Source organism: Pseudoalteromonas sp. SR41-7 (assembly GCF_014163935.1).
Lineage (GTDB): Bacteria > Pseudomonadota > Gammaproteobacteria > Enterobacterales > Alteromonadaceae > Pseudoalteromonas > Pseudoalteromonas distincta.
The window spans coordinates 57,808-80,520 of the sequence record NZ_JACJEF010000008.1 but is presented as its reverse complement, the minus strand read 5'-3'; the positions used below and the strand labels follow the sequence as shown (position 1 = coordinate 80,520).

The following is a 22,713-nucleotide window of genomic DNA, read 5'->3' as shown; positions in this document are numbered from 1 at the left end:
TTTAGGGAAATATAAGTGATTTTATTAAAACGAACTTTACAATTTTTTATCATTTGTGTGTTAATTGGTCTGATCACTTTGGTCAGTCTTTATTACTACGTTAAACCTGATATCCCCAGTGTGCAAGTTTTAAAAGACGTGCAATTACAAACTCCTATGCAAGTATTCACAAAAGATGGGCTTTTAATCAATCAATTTGGTGAAAAGCGTCGTATTCCAGTGACTATTGATGAAATTCCTCAAACACTCATTAATGCATTTTTAGCGACAGAAGATAATCGATTTTACGATCATATAGGCATAGATCCTATAGGTATTGTGCGTTCGGCTATTGTTCTTATATCTACCGGCGAGAAAAAACAAGGCGCAAGTACTATTACTATGCAGCTTGCTCGTAATTTCTTTTTAACTCGCGAAAAAGCATATATTCGTAAAGTTAAAGAAATATTTATAGCGCTACATATTGAAGGTGTATTAACAAAAGACGAAATTTTAGAGCTTTACCTTAATAAAATAGAATTAGGTAATCGCGCTTTTGGTATTGGTGCTGCAGCACAAGTTTATTACGGTAAGGAGTTAAAAGATTTAACACTTGCACAAATGGCGATGATTGCAGGTTTACCGAAGGCCCCTTCAGCTTTAAACCCAATTCGTAACCCAACGCGTGCAAAAGCACGCCGAAATGTTGTTTTAGGGCGTTTATTAACTGAAAATTATATTACTCAAGAAGAATATAACGAAGCAACGAGCCAACCTATCACCGCTTATTTTCATGGTGCTGAAATAAATTTATACGCCCCGTATATTTCTGAAATGGTGCGCGCTGAAATGGTCTCGCGTTATGGAATAGATAAAGCTTACAACTCAGGTTTTAAAATTTTCACCTCGGTAGAGTCTAAAGTTCAAAAAGCAGCGCAAAACGCACTTGTAAATAACTTACATAATTACGATATGCGCCATGGTTTTAGAGGACCAACAGATGTTTTATGGGACCCTGAAACACAACCTGCTTTAACTGAGCAACAAATACTCAATAAATTACAAAGCGTAAATGAGTTGGGTACTTTGAAAGCAGCAGCCGTGCTTAGTGTTAATGATAAAACAGCGTCGGTATTACTTAAAAGTGGCGAGCGCACAACTCTTACTTGGGATAACTTAAAATGGGCGCGTAAATATATTACTCGTTACCGCCAAAGTTTTGCTCCAAAAGCAGCTACAGATATTTTAACGCCAGGAATGCAAATATGGGTGCGTAAAAATGAAGATGACAGCTACTTACTAAGCCAAATACCAGAAGCATCAAGTGCTATTGTGTCACTCGACCCACAAGATGGCAGAATTAAAGCTATTGTAGGTGGTTACAGCTTTGAGCAAAGTCAATATAACCGAGCGGTACAAGCAAAGCGTCAAGTAGGTTCTAATATAAAACCTTTTATATATTCAGCAGCACTTGAAAAAGGTTACACGCTTGCGTCTATATTAAACGATGCTCCTATAAACCAATGGGATAAAAGCCAAGGCGTAGCATGGCGTCCCAAAAACAGTCCTGCTGTATATAATGGTCCGATAAGAATTCGCCGTGCTTTAGCACAATCTAAAAACGTTATTTCGGTGCGCTTACTACGCGGCGTTGGATTACAACGTACAGCTGATCATTTATTAAAGTTTGGCTTTAAAGATTCAGACATTAATCGCAGTGAATCACTAGCACTGGGTAGTGCTTCCATTACTCCACTTGAACTTGCTCGTGGCATGAGTGCATTTGCCAATGGTGGCCACTTAATTGAACCTTACTTTATTTCAGAAATTCAAGATGCTTACGGTAATGTATTGTTTAAAGCAAACCCTGCCCTTGCCTGTGACGAAGAGTCTTTACCAACACATAATGAATTCTCACTTCATAATAGTAGTGATGAAGTGGAGCCAACAAAAAAATGTGCACCGAGAATTATTTCTAAGCAGAATGCATTTTTAATTGCTGATGCAATGCACAGTGGTATTTGGGGCGGCGGTAGTTGGGCCCATAAAACGGGTTGGAGTGGTACAGGTTGGCGCGCACAAGCTTTAGAACGTCGTGATCTTTCGGGTAAAACAGGCACAACTAACGATTCTGTAGACACCTGGTTTAGTGGCTTTAACAGTAAAGTAATGACTTCTGTGTGGGTGGGCTTTGATAACCCAGGTAACGCTCTTGGCCGTTCTACGTACAATAACAACTTAGATAGCAGCCAAATATCTGGTGCTGAATCGGGGGCTAAAACAGCGCAGCCTGCATGGATTGAATTTATGAAAGCCGCACTTGAGGGAACACCTGAAGCGCCAATTGAGCCACCTGAGGGGCTTGTTTCGATTCGTATTGATTTAGCCACTGGTTTGCTAAGCCACAAAAATGACTACACCAGCCGCTTTGAATACTTCGAAAAAGGTACTGCACCGACAAAGTATGTGCTATCTCAGCCAAACGATATATTTGAAGAAGACACAAAAACCGAAGAAGAGCTATTTTAATAATATCTCTGTAATACAAAAAACGGCAGCTTATTTAAGCTGCCGTTTTAATTTAAATAATGGCTTATTTTAAGTTTTGAACAAGCCAATATAAGTCAGAGTGTACACCCGCAGCGGTTACTTCTTTCCCAGCCCCAGGCCCCTGAATCACAAGCGCGTTATCACTATACCATTTGCTATTAATTACAAAAATATTATCGCCAGGTGTAAGGTTTGCTAACACATCTCCATTGGTCACATACGTAATTCCTACTTTAGCGATAACTTCAGTTTTTGTTATATCTAATAGGCCTGTGTATCTCAGTACTGAGTTATTAGCTTTTGCTGTATCAGCATGCTCTTCAATGAACGCATCTAGCTGGGCTTTATTGTTTAGAAAGTCTTCCCAGCTTCCTAGCACAAGATCGCCGGGCATTAATGCCGATAAGCTAATATCATCAAGCTCAAGCTCTATACCTAACTCTCGGGCTAAAATAAGTAACTTACGCTGCATATCTCGTCCAGATAAATCCTCGCGAGGGTCAGGCTCTGTGAACCCCATTTTCTGTGCTTCTAATACCAACTCAGAAAAAGCAGTGGTACCATCATACTTACTACATAACCACGAAAGTGTACCCGAGAACACGCCTTCAATACGCGTAATTTTATCACCACTATTTTGCAAATCAGCCAAAGCAAAATTGATAGGTAAGCCTGCACCTACACTTGTATTATATCGCCAATGTAAATTACGTTCGCCAAGGTTACTACGAAGTGCTTTATACCAAGAAGTAGGTGCTGTACCTGCATATTTGTTAGCACTAATTAAATGACAATCTCGGTCTACAAAATCTGTATATAAAAAGCTAAACTGCTCACTTGCAGTAATATCAATTAACACTTTATGTTCGTAGTCAAGCTCGCTTATCGCATTAAGTAAATCCGCAGCTTCATAGCTATTCGCCTCATGCTGCCATTGAGTTTTCCATTGCGATATATTTATGCCACTTGCATTAAATAACATATGTTTAGAGCGAACCAGCGCTACCAATTTAATACTAAAGTCGTCTGATAAACGCTCAAATTGTGCCGATAACTGCTCAATAAAAGCATCGCCTACATTGCCAAGGCCCGCAACTATAACGGCTATTTCTTGGCCTTTATTGATTAGCTTATCGTGTAAGGCGCTTTGTATATCGCTATCTATAAATTGGTCTGTTAGTAATAAAACATAACCATTATCTTGATGCACAAAACGCGGTTTTATAGTCTGCTCAGCTAATACTTCTAAAGCTTGCAGTTTTAATACGCTAACGTCTTGCTCAGGGGCAATAATTGCACAGCCATTTAAATTTGACTCACTAATATTAGCTCTACCAGCAAAGTAATTAATAACTTGATATGTTTGTGCAGCCGGTACTACTAAATACACTTCACCATTATGGTTAAAATGATGAAGGCTATGCTGAATAAGCTGACTAACGCTTGCGACCTCACCTTCACTTAATCCTTCAACCATTAACAAATCAACATTTTGCAGCGTGGTTATAAAACGCTTTTTCTTTGCTGAACCTTCTTTTACTATATCTGTTGGGCTTGCTTGCACATCAAAACTACTACGAACAGCTAGCTTAATATCTGTGTTTTTAAGTGGCGATAGTGTTTTTGCATGTAATACAGGGTTACCCAAACGAGCTAATATATTAGCTTGTCCGCGACAAATTTTGCCGTACTTAATCGCCTTTTTTACCTTTCGAGGATCAGTGCTAAACACACCCTGTGTATCGGTCCAAATACATACCTGCTTAGCATCACAGTAATTTGCAAGTAGTGTTGCACTATAATCGCTACCGTTGCGTCCAAGTGTTACGGTCTCACCTTTCGTATCGGCGGCAATAAACCCAGTAACAACATTTATCTTATTAGGTAAAATTGACTGTCGACATTGCTGCGCATTTTGCGCATGCATTAATTCACCATCGTTTAAGGTAAAAAGACTACGGGCATCTTGAGCACACGCCTCAATATTTAGCTGCTGTAAATAAGTAGCGAGTAAACGTGCTGACCACAGTTCCCCGTGCGCAAGTAACGCAGCCTCTTTTAGCTGCTCAGCTTGAGCAAGTTCTGCAATATTACTAAGCTCGGTATTTAGTGTTCTAAGTGCGCAGCGCTTTAAATCAGCTTGTAATAACTGCTCAATTAAATCGCTTTGATGGTTATTTAACTGCAGTAAAATATCAGCGACAGCTTGCGTGTCTTGCATCTGATAACTTTGCCACAACGACACAAGTGTATCTGTAGTTTTACCTGCAGCAGACACCACAACACAGTCGCCCGGCTGAGTATGCCCAATAATTATTTTAGCTACGCTTTGATAGCGCTCACTAGAGCTTAAGCTTGAACCACCAAATTTATGTACACAATTGACCATATTTATACCAATTCGCTTAATTAAGTTGTCTATTTTGAGGTAAGAAAACCGTATCGATAACAAGGCAAAAATTTCGTTATTTAGTTGTTCTATATTAGGAATTTTTAACGATGTTATCGTGCGGTTTAATCCCTCAAATTGATTAGGTATTATTGCGGATTGGTATTAATTACCAAAGCGCTGGACGGGCTGCACTTAATTTAACGTTTCCACCAGAAGTGCCAGCACCTTTGCCTACACGGCCAACATTTTTATTTTGCCCTGGTTTTACAAGTTCAAATACTCGTTCAAAGTCAGCTATTAAATCGTGTATATCTTCAATCCCAACCGAAATACGAATAAGCGTATCGCCCACACCCGCTTCTAAACGTGCCTTTGCCTCCATACCTGCGTGCGTCATAGTTGCAGGGTGACAAATTAAGCTCTCTACGCCACCTAGTGACTCAGCTAAACTAAACGTTTTAAGGCTAGTTAAAAATGCTGCCGCGTCGTTTATATCGCCTTTAATATCAAAACTAACCATGCCACCAAAGCCAAGTTGTTGTGCTTTAGCAAGTTCATGTTGAGGATGCGACTCAAGTCCAGGATAGTAAACTTGGCTTACAAAATTGGAACTTTCAAGGTACTCAGCTATTGCTAGCGCATTTTCTTGGTGCTGCCTTAAGCGCACATTTAAAGTACGTAGACCACGAAGCGTTAAATAACTATCAAAAGGGGCGCCCGTAATACCAATATTATTTGCCCACCAAGCAAGCTCATCACCAAGCTCTTGTGTTGCAGCAATAACAGCGCCGCCCACTACATCTGAGTGCCCGTTAATATATTTAGTAGTTGAATGCACCACAATATCTACACCAAACTTAATAGGGTTTTGTAAGGCAGGAGACAAAAACGTGTTATCTGCGGCAACCAATGCACCGCATTGCTTAGCAACATCGGTAACCGCTTTAATATCGGTTAAACGAAGTACTGGGTTACTTGGAGTCTCTATCCAAATAAGCTTAGGTTTAATTGCTAAAATTTGTTGAAGGCTTTCTTCTTTTGTTAAATCTAATACTTCAAGCTTCAATAGTCCGCGTTTTTGTAACGATGTAAATAAACGATAGCTTCCACCATAACAATCATGTGGAATTACTAACGTGTCGTCACTGTTAAGTAGCTGAGTAGCTAAATGCACGGCAGCCATACCAGTGGCCGTAATTATGCCACGAGCGCCACCTTCAAGCTTAGCAAGCGTCTCTGCTAAAATATCACGATTAGGGTTACCACTGCGGCCATAATCATACTCACGCTTAGTATCAAAGTCGGCAAACGAATAAGTCGTTGATAAATAAATTGGCGGCACCACTGCACCATGATGTTTATCAGCATCAACGCCGTTACGTACAGCAATGGTCGCTTTGTTTTTTTCGCTCATATTCGTCACCTGATTAATTTGGATGTTTAGACGTCTAAAAGAGTAAGTTATCCGTTTTAATAAGTCAAAGGATTTTAAAGCTCTAGATGGCTAAAGTTAGGTAAGGCGTTTGCTAGTATCACATTTTAGCTCACAAAAGTGAGCTTATTTTTACATCCCAAATAGGCTTATTAAGATAGATCGGTATCTATTATTTGACTATCTTTTTTAAATCGATAGAATTTCACGCATATTTACACGCTTTTTATACCGTGTGAGAAATTAATAATCTGAGGCAACGATACATCTTATGGCTAAATGGAATGGTGAGTATATTCACCCATACGCAGAACACGGGAAAAAATCAGAGCAAGTTAAAAAGATCACCGTTTCGATCCCACTAAATGTATTAAAAGTTTTAACGGATGAGCGTACGCGTCGTCAAATCAACAACCTTCGCCATGCAACAAATAGTGAATTGCTATGTGAGGCGTTTTTGCATGCATTTACTGGCCAACCTTTACCAAATGACGATGACCTACGTAAAGACAACGCAGAAAAAGTACCAGAAGAAGTTAAAAAGATAATGCAAGAAATGGGTTTAGAAGTGCCTATTTTAAACGAAGAATAAATCGTTACCTTTTTAATCAAAAAACCTCAGCATTGCTGAGGTTTTTTTGTTTAAGCGTTATATATTACGCCATATAGTTTTCAGGCAAGTCAATTTGCGCAACACCCGACTCTACCGCAGCAAGTGCTACAGCTTTAGCTATACGCGGTAGTAAACGCGGATCCATTGGTTTTGGAATAATATACTGCGCACCAAACTCTAGCTTATCTACGCCTGCGGCTTTTAAAACTTCTGCAGGTACAGGCTCTTTGGCAATACTACGAATAGCCTCAACTGCAGCAATTTTCATTTCATCGTTAATCGCGCTTGCACGTACATCAAGTGCACCACGGAAAATAAACGGGAAACATAAAACATTGTTAACCTGGTTAGGGTAATCAGAGCGCCCTGTTGCCATAATTAAATCGTTGCGTGCGCCGTGAGCAAGTGCAGGATCGATCTCTGGATCTGGGTTTGAACATGCAAACACGACCGGTTTTTCTGCCATTAGTTTTAAATCTTCGGCAGCTAACAAGTTAGGACCCGAAACACCAACAAACACATCAGCATCTGCAATTACATCTTGCAATGTGCGTTTATCGGTATTGTTAGCAAAAAGCTGTTTATATTCATTTAAATCATCGCGACGAGTATGAATAACACCTTTGCGGTCAAGCATATAAATGTGTTCACGCAGTGCACCACACTTAATTAACAGTTCCATACACGCAACTGCAGCAGCGCCTGCACCTAAACATACAATTATTGCATCTTCAATTGATTTACCTTGTACTTCTAGTGCATTTAACATGCCGGCAGCCGTAACAATGGCGGTGCCGTGTTGGTCGTCATGAAAAACAGGAATGCTACAACGCTCTATTAATGCTTTTTCAATTTCAAAACACTCTGGTGCTTTAATATCTTCAAGGTTAATACCACCGAATGTGTCAGCAATATTGGCAACCGTGTTAATAAAGTCTTCTGTTGTTTTGTGCTTTACTTCAATATCAATAGAATCAAGCCCTGCAAAACGTTTAAACAATAACGCCTTGCCTTCCATTACTGGTTTAGACGCTAAAGGACCTAAATTACCCAAGCCCAAAATTGCAGTACCATTAGTGATAACCGCAACCATGTTACCCTTACCGGTATATTTATATGCATTTGCAGGATCTGCGGCAATTTCACGTACAGGCTCAGCGACACCTGGGCTATAAGCTAGGGCTAAGTCTTGAACTGTTTCAGCTGGTTTTGTTAGCTCAATGCTAATTTTACCAGGTACGGGATGTGAGTGATAATGTAGTGCTTGTTCACGAAAGTCAGACATAACGCGATGGTATCCTGCAATTTAAGTTAAAGTGAGAGGTGGAGTCTTGGGGTACGATACCCTTATTATTTTTAAATTCCAAGCAATATCAGGTCTATCCTGTTATATGCTATATCCTTTAATTTTAAGAGGTTTTTCAGTAACTTTGCAGGATTATATAAACATTTGATAAATAAAAATTCACCAAAAAAGTAAGTTTTGAGGTGCGTTTATGTCTATTACAATATTAAAAAAATGTATGTTTAACGCATCATCATAAACTTAAAATAACAGCCTACTACACTACTTTAAAAACAGATAAGCCCACGTTAGCTACTTTTATCAACCTAGTTAAAATTTGTACTATTTAAAATATAGAGAATATCTATCGATTTGTCTGTAAAGGTTTATGCATACTCAGAATAAGAATAGGAAATAGTTATGCAAGGTGTGATGTAGCTCGAGCAAGCTAAATAAGATAAGAAGTGGTAAATTTTAGACACAAAAAAAGCACCCTAAGGTGCTTTTTTTAACTAAACAGCAATAATTACTTCTTGCTGCTAAGTGCACCGAAGCGCTTGTTGAAGCGATCAACACGTCCGCCAGTGTCTAAAATCTTTTGCTTACCAGTGTAAAACGGGTGACACGCAGAACATACGTCTAAGTGAATGTCTTTACAAAGAGTTGAGCTAGTTTCGAATTTGTTTCCGCATGAACATGTTGCAGAAATTACTTCGTACTTAGGGTGAATACCTTCTTTCATAGGAACCTCTAGTTAAGGCCGCATCGCTCTCCAAACCCGAAGTCTGGCACCATACGTCGTTAAAACAAATTTGTTGGTGGCGGATTTTATCCAACAACCTTCCCCTGCACAAGTATTTATTTATCTTTTCGCTAAAAAAGTGAACAATCTCTTTCTCAAGTACTATTGCTAGTAGGTTTTTAGCGGTATTTTTAGTACATTACAGCATTAATTTTACGGGTTGAGTTGTTATGAGTTTTGTTGAAGTTGCTATTAAAGTCCCGCTTCCACGCACCTTTGATTATAAAATAGAAGAGCAGCTCAGTGGCTTATCAATCCCAATACTTCCGGGCATGCGGGTTTTAGTGCCTTTTGGTAATCAAAAAAAAGTGGCTGTTGTTCTGGGCATTAAAAACAGTACCGACGTCCCTTTAGATAAAATTAAGAATATTATAGAGGTAATAGACGACACCCCTATTTTAAGTGCCCAACATTTAGAACTCCTTAGCTTTACTGCGCGCTATTATTGCTATCCCTTAGGCGAAACTATTCATATAGCGCTACCGAGTGTACTTCGCCAAGGTGAATCGCCAGATAAAACCAGTATTAATATGGTTGCCCTGACAGAAAAAGGTGCAAAAGTACCGTCATTAAAAGCTAAAACACAGCTCAATTTATTAAAGCAGTTATCGCAATCGGGGAAATCATCGTTAACCGAATTAAAAGCTCTTGGCTTTAGTAAAAAAACAATCGATAGCCTAATAGATAAAGAACTCATAACACAAACTATTGAGCACGATAACCAATGGCAAAGTGTTGCTCCAACTGTCGGTAGTAAACCAGTACTTAATAAAGAACAAGCGGTTGCCTGTACGGCAATAAATCAAAGTAGTGGATTTAGCAGCTTTTTATTAGAAGGCGTAACTGGCAGTGGTAAAACAGAAGTGTATCTACAGTGCCTAGAAGAAGTACTCAAACGTGGCGAGCAAGCATTAGTATTAGTGCCAGAAATAGGCTTAACGCCACAAACTGTAAACCGTTTTCGTCGCCGCTTTTCTGATACACCCATTATGCTTTGGCATTCAGCCCTTACCGACAACGAGCGATTGCAAACATGGCGTTTTTGCGAAAAAGGCAGTTGTGCAATAGTTATAGGCACACGTTCGAGTATTTTTCTGCCATTTTTAAAACTCGGTATGATAGTTGTCGATGAAGAGCACGATTCATCATTTAAGCAACAAGATACCCTTCGTTACCATGCTCGTGATTTGGCCGCATACAGAGCTTTTCAGCATAAAATACCACTTATATTAGGCAGTGCTACACCCGCACTTGAAACACTTCACAAAGCAATTAATAACAAATATCAGCTACTAAGTTTAACCGAGCGCGCGCAAACTGCGACAGATAACCAATTTAAGTTACTCGATATGAAAGGCCAACCCGACCAAGCAGGTATTGCACATGCAAGCCTTGCAACTATGCGCCAACACTTAAATCGCGGTAAACAGGTTATGGTTTTTTTAAATCGCCGAGGTTTTTCACCCACTCTTATTTGCCATGAATGTGGCTGGCTAAGTGAATGTAAACGCTGCAGTACCAGCGCCACATTTCATAAAGCGATTGGGCAAATGATTTGTCATCACTGTGGCGATCAATACCCTGTTCCTCACCAATGTCCTGATTGTGGAAGTACGCAAATATTTCCAAATGGCAAAGGTACAGAGCAAATTGAAGAGTTTTTATCGACCGAGTTTCCAGATACACCCGTTACTCGCATAGACCGCGATTCAACTCGCCGTAAAGGCAGCCTTGAAAAAGCACTAGATGAAATAAACCTAGGCGGTGCACGCATTTTAGTAGGCACACAAATGCTTGCCAAAGGCCATCACTTTGCAGATGTAAGCCTTGTTATAATTTTAGACGTAGATAGCGGTTTATACTCATGCGACTTTAGGGCAACAGAGCATTTAGCACAGTTAGTTACTCAAGTCGCGGGGCGAGCTGGGCGTTCAGGGGAGCCTGGGCAAGTATTATTACAAACACACTTTCCAGAACACCCGCTTTTACAAGACTTAGTTAATAATGGTTACCAAGACTTTGCTCGCTTTGCACTGAGTGAACGCGATGATGCAGACTTACCACCCATTACAAATATGGCTATTGTCCGTGCACAAGGACACAGCATTAAGCTAGTCGTCGATTTTTTGACGGATTTGGTTCCTGTGAATGGGGTATCTGGTATACAATTGCTCGGTCCGATCCCTGCTCCACTTGAAAAAGTCGCAGGTATGTATCGTTTTCAATTACATATTCAAGCGCAAGATCGTCGCATATTACATCAGTACCTTGCGCAAATGGTTGATTATTTAAGTTCAAGTAAACTTGCACAAAAAGTACGCTGGAGCTTAGACGTAGACCCTATAGACATGATTTAGGTTAAGGCCAAAATAACACCATGGCACAGCACGATTATATTAACAAAAAGCCTGCAGGCAGAAACAGTAAAAAAAACGCACCCGCTAAAAAACCATTTCCTATTCTTTTAGCTGTCATAGCCATCTTACTCGTCGGTGGTTTTGCTTATACATTATGGTTTATTAAAAGTAATGCAGATCCAAAACTTGTCGAAAAACAAGCAAACCCCACTGCGCCCGCAAAAGTAGAAGTGGTTATTCCACGCACACCAGAGTTTATTAAAGAAATTAGAAACCACGAGATTCAAGTTGAAGTGAAAGAACTCGAGCAAAAAGGTCCTTACGTTATGCAGTGTGGTTCGTTTAAAACCCACGCACAAGCGGAATCGCTAAAAGCTAAAATAGCATTTGCAGGCCTCATTTCTGAAATAAAACAGGCTGAAGGCAGCAATGGTACTTGGTATAAAGTGCGCTTAGGCCCATATAAAACCAAACGCCAAGCCGAAAGTGATAAAAACAAACTTAAACGTGTAAAAATAGTCGGCTGCGGAATTTGGGGCTGGACTTGAAAATAAACCATTCACCCATATAACCTCTTCATAATCGTTTTTTACGAGTTGCCTCTGCAGCTCGATGATGAGGAATAACATGACTACTATCGTAAGTGTACGCCGTGGCGACAAGGTTGTAATTGGCGGCGATGGCCAAGTGTCTCTTGGTAATACCGTAATGAAGGGCAACGCCCGTAAAGTTCGACGTCTTTATAATGGCAAAGTAATCGCTGGTTTTGCCGGCGGTACTGCTGATGCCTTCACTCTTTTCGAACGCTTTGAAAGCAAATTAGAAATGCACCAAGGAAACCTGACTAAAGCCGCAGTAGAAATGGCTAAAGATTGGCGCAGCGACCGTGCACTTCGAAAACTCGAAGCTCTGCTCGCTGTTGCAGACGAAACAGCCTCTTTAATTATTACCGGTAATGGCGATGTGGTTCAACCTGAAAACGACCTAATTGCAATTGGCAGTGGTGGTAACTTTGCACAATCAGCTGCAACCGCCCTTTTAGAAAATACAGATTTAAGCGCTCGTGAAATAGTAGAGAAAAGCTTAACTATTGCAGGCAACATCTGCGTATTTACTAATAACTTCCAAACAATCGAAGAATTATAATAGGAACTATCATGTCTGATATGACCCCAAGAGAAATTGTTCACGAGCTAGATCAGCACATTATAGGTCAGGCTAAAGCAAAAAAAGCAGTGGCTATCGCACTTCGTAACCGCTGGCGCCGCATGCAACTCAAAGAAGATTTACGCAGCGAAGTAACACCAAAAAACATTTTAATGATTGGTCCAACCGGTGTAGGTAAAACAGAAATTGCCCGCCGATTAGCAAAACTTGCTAACGCACCCTTTATTAAAGTAGAAGCGACTAAGTTCACTGAAGTTGGCTATGTTGGTAAAGAAGTTGAGACTATCATCCGCGATTTAGTCGATGTATCAATTAAAATGACTCGTGAACAGCAGACTAAGAAATTTAAACATCGCGCCGAAGAAGCAGCAGAAGAGCGCATTTTAGATGCCCTTTTACCACCAGCGAAAGATCAATACGGCGAAACGCAGCGTGATGATAACTCATCAACTCGCCAAGCGTTCCGTAAAAAGCTACGTGAAGGTCAGCTAGATGATAAAGAAATTGAAATCGATTTAGCACAAGCACAACCAAACGTAGAAATTATGGCGCCTCCTGGTATGGAAGATATGACCAACCAGCTACAAAGCATGTTTCAAAACATGGGCGGCGATAAGCGCACTAAGCGTAAACTAAAAATCAAAGAAGCCTTCAAACTATTAACGGAAGAAGAAGCCGCTAAATTAGTAAATCCTGAAGAGCTAAAAGAACAAGCTATTTTTGCAGTAGAGCAAAACGGTATTGTGTTTATTGATGAAATAGACAAAATTTGTAAGCGCGGCGATTCTTCAGGTCCAGATGTGAGCCGAGAAGGTGTTCAGCGCGACTTACTACCGCTAATTGAAGGTTCAACTGTAAATACTAAGCACGGAATGGTTAAAACTGACCATATGCTGTTTATTGCCTCTGGTGCGTTTCAGATGGCAAAGCCATCAGATATGATCCCAGAGCTACAGGGCCGCTTACCGATTCGAGTAGAACTTGAAGCACTTACTGCAGATGACTTTAAACGCATCCTTACAGAGCCTCATGCATCGCTTACCGAGCAACAACGAGAGCTGCTTAAAACTGAGCAGGTATCGATTGAGTTTAGCGACGATGCAATTGAGCGTATTGCCAAAGCAGCTTGGCAAGTTAACGAGAAAACCGAAAACATCGGTGCTCGTCGTTTACACACTGTAATGGAAAGATTGATGGAAGAAATTTCATACGATGCTTCTGAAAAAGCAGGCTCGTCATTAGTAATCGACGCCGCTTACGTTGAAAAACACTTAGGTGCACTTGTTGAAGATGAAGACTTAAGCCGCTTTATTCTATAAAACGAATATAAACGTTATACTAAAAGCCTCCAAATTGGGGGCTTTTTAATGGGATATATTAAATGAAACACGTAACAAAAGTGCATTACCACAGTGTGAGTAAAAATCTAGATGTTTACTTTGATGATGACAGTAAAGCTGTATTTAGCTGTGAGTTTTTACGTGTACACTCCCCTTCAGCTGAAGTGCAGGGCCATGGCTCTGGCCCAATGAAGCTAGTACTTAATAAGCAAGCTGTAGGAATAAAAAGTATTGTACCTGTTGGGCATTACGCACTTCGTCTAGATTTTGACGATGGCCATAACAGCGGACTATTTAGCTGGCGCTACTTTGAAAAACTACAACAGCAACAAGATATATTGTGGAGTGAATATTTAGCGCGGGTAACTGAACACGAAAAAAGTAAAGATAGCGTGCCTATAAAATTTGTTCCTTAAACTTTATAGGCCCGTTCTATTAAGCGTTATTAAACCTTAAATTTATCAATTGCAGTGAACAGAACGCGAGCCTGCTCAGAGACCTCTTCACTTGTTTGCGCATTGTTAGCGGCATGTTCAGTTGCGTCTTGTGCAATATCGCGAATTCTTACTACATTTTTATTAACCTCTGATGCCACTTGGCTTTGCTCATCAATAGCAACCGCTATTTGAGAGCTCATTTCCATTATTGTTTGTACATCTTCAGTAATTGCGCCTAATAGCTCACCTGCTTTAATTGCTTGCGAGGCACTTTCATCACCTTGAGAGCGACATTTGTGCATAATACTCACCACTTCTTGAGTACGCTGCTGTAAGGTACTTATAATACCTTCAATCTCACTTGTAGACTCTTGAGTACGCTTTGCTAATGAACGAACCTCATCTGCAACAACAGCAAAACCACGACCATACTCACCAGCACGGGCCGCTTCTATTGCCGCATTAAGTGCAAGTAAATTTGTTTGATCTGCAATCCCTCGAATTACATCAAGCACTGAACCAATTGTTTCACCATCTTTTTCAAGTTGCGACACTACATTTGATGCATTCCCCAGCGAATCAGATAGGGCCCTAATGTGCTTAACGGTAGAATCTACTTCACTACGCCCTTGTTGTGCACTTAAATTTGTTGACTCTGCTTTTTTCGCAGCCGCCTCAGTATTATGTGAAATATCCTGAATCGTCGCCTGCATTTCGGTGGCTGCAGTTGCAACCATGTCGGCTTCATGTAGTTGCTCTTGCATACCAGAGCTTGTTGCTGCGGTACTTTGTGATAAATGCTCTGTTGCTACATTAAGCGTGTTTAAAGCACCATTAACTTCGTTAATTAAGTTCTTAAAATCGCCTATTAAGCTATTAAAGTCGACCGTCATGGTGGTAATTTCGTCTTTACCAGTTTGCTCTATCATCACGCTCAAATCATTATTACGGCGAATATCGTTAATGGTGTGATAAACCCGCTCAATAGGTACGATAATGGAGTGGCTTGTAAAATAAACGAGTGCTAATACAATCACACCTGCAATCAAAAATACCAAAATAGCTAAAAATTGAGCCTGCTCTACACTTTGCTCTACTTGTAACTTAGTGTCTTTAACGATTTTAGAAACAATGGCGTCGCTTTTATCTACACTGTCACGCATTACTCCAAGTGCGCCTGACTCAAGATCTAGCCCTAGCTTAGTTTGCGCCTGCACAAGTGTTTGAAATTCGCTTTGGTATATATCAATCAAAGGATTAATTTGTGCTTTATAGTCGCTTGGCAGCTGTGCTGCAGCTATCTGCTGCTTAAATGTATTAATTCCCTCATTAAAACGCCCTAGGTACTTAATATCAAATCTCAGCATGAAATCTTTTTCTGAGCGTCTTAGTTGCAGCATTGACGACAGCAGTTGGTAATTTTGCTGCTCTTTTAATAGTTGCTCAACTTCATGAACCGAGCTTCTAAGCTTGCCATATAACCCGTCGGTCGGGGTTAAACCAATCTCTTTTTGAAGCTTAACAACAGTTTCAAAATCATTATTATAGCTATTTATTAGTTGCTCAAAGCGCTGGACCTGCTCCTGTGCAATACCTTGGTTAGCCATTAACTGTTGTAACTTTTTTACTTTATCACTTAACTGCTCAAAATCCGTTTCAAATGCAGTTAACGCATCTTCTTGTTTATAAAACAAAAAGTTTTTTTCATGTTTACGCAATGCTAATGCATGTACGTTGAGCTCTTCTGCTAATTGAATAGTCTTGTTTAAGCTCAAGGTTGTACGTGATTCAAAAATAATCACGCATAAAAGGACCACCATTGCTAAACCAACAACGACTGCGTTTAGTTGTAAACGTCGTTTAATTGTTAAGTTTTGTAAAAAATTCATCGCTAACGCCTTTTTTAAATATGCATTTGTATTATAGCTAATAGATCAACAGCGACTAATTAATTTAACTTTTTATTATTGGTAATTCTAAACAGTTTAAATGTGATGGCTATAAGGCGACACTATCCCACAAACCTTTATGTAACGATTGTGTGTTATTCCATTGTTGTTTAACCAACCAATCAATTAAAGGCGCGGGATCGCTGGGGTAATTTATTTGCTTGTTTTGCGGCGCGCTATTCCAATCATCAAGGGCTTGTGGGTTTAAATAGTTCATAACATGCGCCATGCCCATGGCAAATAAAGTTTGTGCATTTGCTGCTTGCTCAAACTGACCATCTAAAGGCTTTAATAGTAACTTTTTACCTAACTTAAGCGCTTCACTGGCAAGCTCAAATCCCGCATTACCAATAACGCCACTTGTGTTTGCTAAGTCGTTTAAAAAGCCAGAACGTGAAGGGGCTCGTAAATGTATATGTCCAAAAGACTGATTGCTGGCATTTGGGTGATAGCAATAAAATTCTTTTTCGGGAAAGTCTTTTAAATAATCAACAACGCTATCTAAGTTTTCGAAAGGTAAATATACCAATACCTTGTTCATTACTGCTACAGGGTTGTCGTGATTATGATGAGCAATAAAAGGCGGTATTATATTATTTGCAAATGGTTGCCAGTGCACGCCTAAGTAGGTAGTCGCTGGTGCATAATGCTTGATAAGTGATTTTCTCAGTACGCCACGACCAAACATAGGTACGTTATCTGACAAAAATGCTGCTTGGTGACTAATGCCAATAACGGGTATACCTGCCCGTTTTGCAGCCCATGCTGTCACAGGCTCAAAGTCGTTAAGTACAAAATCGTACTGTTTTATCTCAAGCGATTTTATATCACTCACCAACTTACAAATTCGCATGTTTTTAAGTGTTTTTAAATTTTTAACTTGCCCATTTTCAGTGCTAAACGACAAACCACGATACGCTTTATAATCTGAGAATTCGTGCATATCAAAGTAATCTTTATTTGCGCGCCCTGAAAACACATAATCAACATCAATACCGAGCTTATTAAAGCAGCTTGCCATAACCCGAGCGCGCGTTATATGACCATTACCGGTACCTTGTACTCCATACAATATTTTCATGCAGGCACCACGAGTGCTAACGCAAATAAACCACAAAAACTACCAATCGTTGCGCCTATTATAATATCAGCAGGAAAGTGCACACCCAATACCACACGAGACATAGCAACGCCGGTAGCCCAACTAAATAGTAGTAATGCATATTCTGGGAAAAAATGGCTTAATATAATTGCCACTAAAAAGGCTGCAGCACTGTGACCCGATGGTAAACTAAATTTATCGCTTGGTACTATATAGGCATTTGTTACTAAGCAGTCGCATGGACGGATCCGAGCAAATCTATTTTTAGCTAGTAGGTAAATAGGTCTTTCTATAGCAAAACCAATTAATATAGTGACAGGCAATAATTGGTGCTGTTCATTATTACTAAGCCACCACACTGCTAAGCATATTAATATATAAAGCCCACCATCACCGCTTTTAGACAAACCAAAGGCCATTGTTTTAAACCACCTCGGTGAATTGCAATTAAACAAAGTTAAAAATAATTGCTCATCTATCTGAGTTACCTTTTTAAGCATATTATTATTCATCACCATCCCTCATCGCATAACATATGAACACCGATTTAGCTTATGTGTTGTAAATAACAATTGAGTGACGCTTTTAATACACTATTATTGCGATTAATGATTTAGCGCTTGTTTTGCCTAAATTTACTGCGATTAAGTCGTTGTTATTGCTTATAAGGAGGGTATACTGAGATATAAATTAATGTACCTTTTGAGGATAAAATAATGGATTACAGCACTTCTGATTTATGCGACCACTTTGCTGACGTGGTTGACGTGCTAGAGCCTATGTTCATCAACTTTGGTGGTCGACACAGCTTTGGTGGCCGCATTAAAACGGTTAAATGTTTTGAAAATAATGAACTCATCCGCGAATTACTTTCTCAAGATGGTACAGACCTAGTACTTCTTATTGATGGTGGCGGCTCAACTCGTCGCGCACTAATCGACATTGAACTGGCTGAGCTAGCACTTGAAAACAACTGGAATGGTATTGTTGTTTACGGCGCAGTACGCCACGTTGATGAGCTTGAAGAGCTTGATTTAGGCATTCAAGCAATTGCTTCAATCCCTGTTGCAGCCGACAGCGAAGGTGCTGGTGAAGATGCTATAGGCGTTAACTTTGCTGGGGTATCATTTTTTGATGACGACTTTATTTATGCTGATAGCACAGGCATTGTTTTATCTGCAGAAGAATTAGAGTTGGAAGTTGTAGAAGTATAACGTGACTTCCCATTTAAAAGTATATGATGAAAGCGCGGTTAGAACACTTTGCTCTACCCGCGCAAATGAGAAAAAAGCATGGCAATCAATGGCCTTGCTCGACACCCAAGTAAACCTGCAACAAGCACTTGTTGACGCTGCTCAATTTGGTATCCGCTATGTACTTCTGGGTATTTGCGAAGATATCGGCCCAAAAGCAAACTTAGGAAATGGCGGTGCAAACGAAGCATGGCCGGCTTTTTTAAAACGCTTTTTAAACCAACCTCACAATCAATTTATTGCCACTCAAAAAGTGCTTTTATTGGGTGAAGTTAATACTGATGATTTAATGGCGCAAAGCAACCAGCTTAATAATCAGCAAGGCCAGCAGTTAACTCAATTACGAGATTTATGCCAACAGCTTGATGAACGCGTAGAGTCGGTATTGAGCCTTATTTTTAAAGCGGGGCTTGAGCCAATCGTTATTGGCGGAGGTCATAACAATTGCTTGGGAATTATCCGTGCCCTGAGTAAGTCAAAAAATACACCTATTAATGCTATCAACTTTGACCCTCATGCCGACTTTAGAGAATGTGAAGGTCGCCATAGCGGCAATGGCTTTCGCTACGCTTATAACGAGCAACATCTAAGTAATTACCACGTTATTGGCTTACATGAGATAAAAAACAATCAAGCAATTATAGATGCAATGAGTGAAGCTAACTTTACGTTTGATAGCTATCAATCAATACAAGTTAAGCGAAAAACTACACTCACGCAGGCAATTGAAAACGCATTAAGTAATTTTAACGATTTACCACTGGGTATTGAAGTTGATTTAGATAGTATTACTTACATGCCGGTGAGTGCGTACACATGTTGCGGATTTAGTGTGAATGACACTGAGCACTTTGTGCATTTAGCAGCAAACCATCGCGACTCTAAGTACTTACATTTATGTGAAGCAGCGCCTAGCCAGCACCCTAACGGAGTTGAGGCCGGTGCTGCCCATGTAGGACAAGTGATCAGTGCACTTGTGAATAGCTATCTACAAGCCAAAGAAAACACTTAGCGCTGTTGAACTAATCGCCACTCTTTTAGCCAGCTCATTAAACCAATACTACTTAGCGGGTGACCAAAGTAATAACCTTGGGCAGCATAACCTTTTAAGCTTTTTACAAACTTAAGTTGCTCAAGTGTTTCTACCCCTTCAAAAATCACTTTTGTTTTTTGTTGGTTATGCATTTCAACCATTCCGCTAACTAAACTGCGTATATTGTTTTGATTACTAAAGTCAGCAGTGAGTGAAGGTGAAACCTTAATATACTCTACCGCTAAGCTTGGTAACTTAGAAAGCAGTACCGGGTTATCACCAAGTCCATCAACACATACTTTTAAGCCTATGTTATTAAGCCTTGCGATCATGCCTCTGCCTTTATCATCTAGTCCCGTAAAAATATGCAAAGGGCATTCAACAATTAAATCGCCAGCTTCCAAGTGATGCTCACTTAAAACAACATCAACAAATTCAATAAACTCTTCGTTAAGCATTTCAGGACCAAATACGTTAATGCTAAGCGGTATAGAAATACCTTCTATTCTAAGCGCCATTGCAAGCTCAGCAGCTCTCTCTATTACAAATTTAGCGAGTGGATAACCAAGCCCTGCAATTCTAATGTCGTCGATAAACCTGTTAGCGGATAAAATCCCTTGCTTAGGGTGCTGCCAACGCAGTAGTAATTCTAAAAACTCAATTTGACCGTTTTCGTTACAAATAATAGGCTGAAAATAAAGCTCTAACTCGCTCGAAAAATCAATATTTGCTAATTCCTTTAGTCGCGCTTGTTGCTCTCGCAATTCAATCATCATTTGTTGATGATAAGGCACAACCTTGCGATCTGGGTGGCTATCGAGTGCCAGATATGCGTACGATATTAAATTATCAAAGTTGTTATCTTGCTCATTACAATCAACATAACTCGCTCTCGCTTTTACTTCTACAGTGCAGTTAGCAACATTAAATGGCTTAAGCGTTGCACCCAGTATTTGGTCAATAACTAATTCATGTAAGTGTTTTTGATTCGCGAAACTACAAATAAATGCAAAGTTAAGACCCCCTAAGTGGGCTAGCTTTTCTTGTCCAGTTAAAGTCACTATTTCGTCACTTGAAAGTAGCTCTTTTATTCGATTAGCCGATTGCGCTAACAGTATATCGCCAAAGTCGCGTCCAATATGCTGGTTAACTTGCTCAAAGCCTTCAAGGCGAATAACGATTAACGCTGCGCTTATTTGTTTGTTGTCGCACCATGCATAGTAACCTTGGCGTAACTGTTTTCTATCTGCAAAAACTGAAAGCGGAGACTCTTCAACAAATGTATCACCTTCAGGTTCTGGCTCTATAACGACTTCTATTTCAGCGCTTTCATCATTTAAAAAACCTACAATAGCTAATAATAATATTGCTAACACAACCCAAAATAGCGGAACTTCCAATAATAAATGAGCTGAAAATAGAACAACAAATAAAAAACCAGCCATTGAGCTGGTAATTATCATGCTCCAATTATTTCGCTCAAATGCTTGCCATAAGTGAAAACAAAACCCAAAGGCTAGTAAAATAGCAAGCCAAGCCGCACCGCTGCTTAAAATAGCTAAACCAACAGCAGCTGTGCATAAATAACTAAATTTAATACTGGTATTTTTAACAGCAAATAAAGTGGCGATCATCGCCATTAATAGTGCACCACTAAAAAATATTGGGAAATTACTGTCGGTTAGTATGTTCAAATTAACGGCATCCGTATTCGCTAAAAAAGTTTAAACCAAGTTATATGTGGGTAAAAATAATACAAACTAATTAATTCTACCCAAAATCCATAAATTTAACAGTTTATTTACGCCAAATTGGTAACTTAATTGTGATGGATGACTTATTTGCCAATGCGCAATATCAGCTCTTGCGCCAACCTTTAAAATACCACGGTCGTCTAACCCTAGTGCCTTAGCTGCATTTCGAGTAACACCAGCTAATGCTTGCTCAGGTGTTAATCTAAACAATGTGCATGCCATGTTCATCATCAAGTGCACTGAGCACAGCGGTGAAGTACCTGGATTAAAGTCACTCGCAATAGCTATCGGTACTTTATATTGATTAAGTAATTCAATAGGTGGGAATTTAGTTTCTCTTAAAAAATAAAATGCACCTGGCAATAATACCGCTACCGTCCCAGCGTCTGCCATGGCTTTTACACCCTCTTCATCTAGATGCTCAATATGATCAGCCGAAAGGCCATTAAACTGCGCCACCAGCTTAGCACCCTGTTGATTAGATAGCTGCTCAGCATGGCATTTTACTGGGAGGTTATGCTTTTTAGCCGCCTGGAAAACACGTTTGGTTTGCGAATAACTAAACCCAACATTTTCACAAAATACATCGACTGCATCAGCAAGATTATTAGCCACTACCTGATCAAGCATGTCAGTACACACTAAATCAATATATTCATCAGCACGGCCTTTGTATTCAGGCGGTAGAGCATGCGCCCCTAAAAAAGTAGTTTTAATATCAATAGGGTGATGTTGACCTAATAAACGAGCGACTTCTAATATTTTTATCTCATTTTCAGTATCTAGCCCATAACCAGACTTTATTTCAACGGTGGTTACACCTTCTTTTAATAACGTATTTAAGCGATCTTTTGCATCAACAAACAATTGTTCACGGTCGGCTGCTCTTGTGGCTTTAACCGTGCTTGCTATGCCACCGCCTTGTGCTGCGATTTGCTCATAGCTTACGCCTTGCAAACGCTGTTCAAACTCTTGCGATCTTGAACCTGCAAATACTAAGTGAGTATGGCAATCTACTAAGCCCGGCGTTAACCACTGTCCTTTTACACTCAATGTCGGCGTTGCAAACACATCAAAACTAGGCAATGTTGATTGCTCTCCAATCCACGCAATTTTACCATTTTTAATGGCTATAGCAGCATTTTCGATTGCGCCATAAGGGGCATTTATATTGCTATCCATAGTGGCAATATTGGCATCAGTTAAAAGTAAGTCGATTTCTTCTAACTCATAATGTTGTGTTGTGCTTTGCATTTTTCAGCCCTTTT

The 22,713-nt window shown here is 39.9% G+C and carries 18 protein-coding genes; 9 read left to right on the top strand and 9 right to left on the bottom strand.

The features are described 5' to 3' along the window. Window positions 1-15 precede the first annotated feature (15 nt). Window positions 16-2,508 carry a penicillin-binding protein 1A gene (locus tag H5092_RS12520; RefSeq protein WP_182712150.1) on the top strand — a complete coding sequence of 831 codons (2,493 nt, stop codon included), beginning with the start codon at window positions 16-18 and terminating at the stop codon, window positions 2,506-2,508. Window positions 2,509-2,572: 64 nt separating this feature from the next. Here H5092_RS12520 and metL read toward each other — a convergent pair whose 3' ends face one another. Continuing rightward, window positions 2,573-4,918, bottom strand: coding sequence for a bifunctional aspartate kinase/homoserine dehydrogenase II (gene metL, locus H5092_RS12515; protein ID WP_182733617.1), 2,346 nt, complete (start codon window positions 4,916-4,918; stop codon window positions 2,573-2,575). A 169-nt stretch (window positions 4,919-5,087) separates the two neighbouring features. Then, window positions 5,088-6,335: a cystathionine gamma-synthase gene (gene metB, locus H5092_RS12510; protein ID WP_182693844.1), complete on the bottom strand. Its 1,248-nt coding sequence runs from the start codon at window positions 6,333-6,335 to the stop codon at window positions 5,088-5,090. Window positions 6,336-6,624: 289 nt separating this feature from the next. Here metB and metJ point away from each other — a divergent pair, with 289 nt between their 5' ends. Continuing rightward, complete coding sequence (gene metJ, locus H5092_RS12505) at window positions 6,625-6,945, top strand: met regulon transcriptional regulator MetJ (protein ID WP_002958371.1); 321 nt, start codon at window positions 6,625-6,627, stop codon at window positions 6,943-6,945. Between the two features lie 64 nt (window positions 6,946-7,009). On the opposite strand, the gene H5092_RS12500 is transcribed toward metJ, so the two are convergent. Both H5092_RS12500 and rpmE read right to left on the bottom strand, forming a co-directional pair. Next, a complete protein-coding gene (locus tag H5092_RS12500) occupies window positions 7,010-8,251 on the bottom strand; it encodes a malic enzyme-like NAD(P)-binding protein (protein WP_002958370.1) in 1,242 nt (413 codons plus the stop codon). Window positions 8,252-8,777: 526 nt separating this feature from the next. Further along, window positions 8,778-8,993 carry a 50S ribosomal protein L31 gene (gene rpmE, locus H5092_RS12495; RefSeq protein ID WP_002958369.1) on the bottom strand — a complete coding sequence of 72 codons (216 nt, stop codon included), beginning with the start codon at window positions 8,991-8,993 and terminating at the stop codon, window positions 8,778-8,780. Window positions 8,994-9,223: 230 nt separating this feature from the next. Between rpmE and priA the strand changes: the two genes are divergently transcribed. The 5 genes from priA to H5092_RS12470 all read left to right on the top strand — a co-directional run bounded on the left by priA (window position 9,224) and on the right by H5092_RS12470 (window position 14,333). Beyond that, on the top strand, window positions 9,224-11,410 hold the full coding sequence (gene priA / locus H5092_RS12490) for a primosomal protein N' (protein WP_182733616.1): 2,187 nt from the start codon (window positions 9,224-9,226) through the stop codon (window positions 11,408-11,410). A gap of 20 nt (window positions 11,411-11,430) precedes the next feature. Next, window positions 11,431-11,958: an SPOR domain-containing protein gene (locus H5092_RS12485; RefSeq protein ID WP_024596311.1), complete on the top strand. Its 528-nt coding sequence runs from the start codon at window positions 11,431-11,433 to the stop codon at window positions 11,956-11,958. 79 nt (window positions 11,959-12,037) lie between these two features. Next, window positions 12,038-12,556: an ATP-dependent protease subunit HslV gene (gene hslV / locus H5092_RS12480; RefSeq protein ID WP_002958366.1), complete on the top strand. Its 519-nt coding sequence runs from the start codon at window positions 12,038-12,040 to the stop codon at window positions 12,554-12,556. Window positions 12,557-12,567: 11 nt separating this feature from the next. Next, entirely contained in the window at window positions 12,568-13,896 is a 1,329-nt protein-coding gene (hslU, locus tag H5092_RS12475) for an HslU--HslV peptidase ATPase subunit (RefSeq protein ID WP_002958365.1), read from the top strand. A 62-nt stretch (window positions 13,897-13,958) separates the two neighbouring features. Continuing rightward, window positions 13,959-14,333, top strand: coding sequence for a gamma-butyrobetaine hydroxylase-like domain-containing protein (locus H5092_RS12470; protein ID WP_182733615.1), 375 nt, complete (start codon window positions 13,959-13,961; stop codon window positions 14,331-14,333). A gap of 29 nt (window positions 14,334-14,362) precedes the next feature. On the opposite strand, the gene H5092_RS12465 is transcribed toward H5092_RS12470, so the two are convergent. From H5092_RS12465 to H5092_RS12455, 3 genes are all read right to left on the bottom strand, one after another. Then, entirely contained in the window at window positions 14,363-16,243 is a 1,881-nt protein-coding gene (locus H5092_RS12465; RefSeq protein ID WP_182733614.1) for a methyl-accepting chemotaxis protein, read from the bottom strand. 109 nt (window positions 16,244-16,352) lie between these two features. Beyond that, a complete protein-coding gene (locus H5092_RS12460; RefSeq protein WP_002958362.1) occupies window positions 16,353-17,384 on the bottom strand; it encodes an MJ1255/VC2487 family glycosyltransferase in 1,032 nt (343 codons plus the stop codon). Next, window positions 17,381-17,920: a phosphatase PAP2 family protein gene (locus H5092_RS12455; RefSeq protein ID WP_024596307.1), complete on the bottom strand. Its 540-nt coding sequence runs from the start codon at window positions 17,918-17,920 to the stop codon at window positions 17,381-17,383. Before H5092_RS12455 ends, H5092_RS12460 begins: the two co-directional genes overlap by 4 nt. A gap of 201 nt (window positions 17,921-18,121) precedes the next feature. On the opposite strand from H5092_RS12455, the gene rraA reads away from it, so the two are divergent. Together rraA and H5092_RS12445 are read left to right on the top strand one after the other, a co-directional pair. Then, window positions 18,122-18,619, top strand: a complete 498-nt coding sequence (rraA, locus tag H5092_RS12450) for a ribonuclease E activity regulator RraA (protein WP_002959955.1) — start codon at window positions 18,122-18,124, stop codon at window positions 18,617-18,619. Window position 18,620: 1 nt separating this feature from the next. After that, entirely contained in the window at window positions 18,621-19,670 is a 1,050-nt protein-coding gene (locus tag H5092_RS12445; RefSeq protein ID WP_165723716.1) for a formimidoylglutamase, read from the top strand. Here the strand turns inward: H5092_RS12445 and H5092_RS12440 are convergent. Next, on the bottom strand, window positions 19,667-21,331 hold the full coding sequence (locus tag H5092_RS12440) for an EAL domain-containing protein (protein WP_182733668.1): 1,665 nt from the start codon (window positions 21,329-21,331) through the stop codon (window positions 19,667-19,669). The two genes, H5092_RS12445 and H5092_RS12440, sit on opposite strands and share 4 nt — an antisense overlap. Window positions 21,332-21,451: 120 nt before the next feature. Continuing rightward, the gene (hutI, locus tag H5092_RS12435) at window positions 21,452-22,699 is read right to left on the bottom strand and encodes an imidazolonepropionase (RefSeq protein ID WP_182733613.1); all 1,248 of its coding nucleotides are present in this window, start codon (window positions 22,697-22,699) and stop codon (window positions 21,452-21,454) included. Window positions 22,700-22,713: the final 14 nt, after the last annotated feature.

Excerpts from the sequence above, each read along its gene's own strand:
- metL (WP_182733617.1), bottom strand. The coding sequence starts at position 4,918 with ATGGTCAATTGTGTACATAAATTTGGTGGTTCAAGCTTAAGCTCTAGT.
- H5092_RS12465 (WP_182733614.1), bottom strand. The coding sequence starts at position 16,243 with ATGAATTTTTTACAAAACTTAACAATTAAACGACGTTTACAACTAAAC.
- H5092_RS12500 (WP_002958370.1), bottom strand. The coding sequence starts at position 8,251 with ATGTCTGACTTTCGTGAACAAGCACTACATTATCACTCACATCCCGTA.
- metB (WP_182693844.1), bottom strand. The coding sequence starts at position 6,335 with ATGAGCGAAAAAAACAAAGCGACCATTGCTGTACGTAACGGCGTTGAT.
- hutI (WP_182733613.1), bottom strand. The coding sequence starts at position 22,699 with ATGCAAAGCACAACACAACATTATGAGTTAGAAGAAATCGACTTACTT.
- H5092_RS12440 (WP_182733668.1), bottom strand. The coding sequence starts at position 21,331 with ATGGCGATGATCGCCACTTTATTTGCTGTTAAAAATACCAGTATTAAA.
- rpmE (WP_002958369.1), bottom strand. The coding sequence starts at position 8,993 with ATGAAAGAAGGTATTCACCCTAAGTACGAAGTAATTTCTGCAACATGT.
- H5092_RS12485 (WP_024596311.1), top strand. The coding sequence starts at position 11,431 with ATGGCACAGCACGATTATATTAACAAAAAGCCTGCAGGCAGAAACAGT.
- metJ (WP_002958371.1), top strand. The coding sequence starts at position 6,625 with ATGGCTAAATGGAATGGTGAGTATATTCACCCATACGCAGAACACGGG.
- hslV (WP_002958366.1), top strand. The coding sequence starts at position 12,038 with ATGACTACTATCGTAAGTGTACGCCGTGGCGACAAGGTTGTAATTGGC.
- H5092_RS12470 (WP_182733615.1), top strand. The coding sequence starts at position 13,959 with ATGAAACACGTAACAAAAGTGCATTACCACAGTGTGAGTAAAAATCTA.
- priA (WP_182733616.1), top strand. The coding sequence starts at position 9,224 with ATGAGTTTTGTTGAAGTTGCTATTAAAGTCCCGCTTCCACGCACCTTT.
- hslU (WP_002958365.1), top strand. The coding sequence starts at position 12,568 with ATGTCTGATATGACCCCAAGAGAAATTGTTCACGAGCTAGATCAGCAC.
- H5092_RS12460 (WP_002958362.1), bottom strand. The coding sequence starts at position 17,384 with ATGAAAATATTGTATGGAGTACAAGGTACCGGTAATGGTCATATAACG.
- rraA (WP_002959955.1), top strand. The coding sequence starts at position 18,122 with ATGGATTACAGCACTTCTGATTTATGCGACCACTTTGCTGACGTGGTT.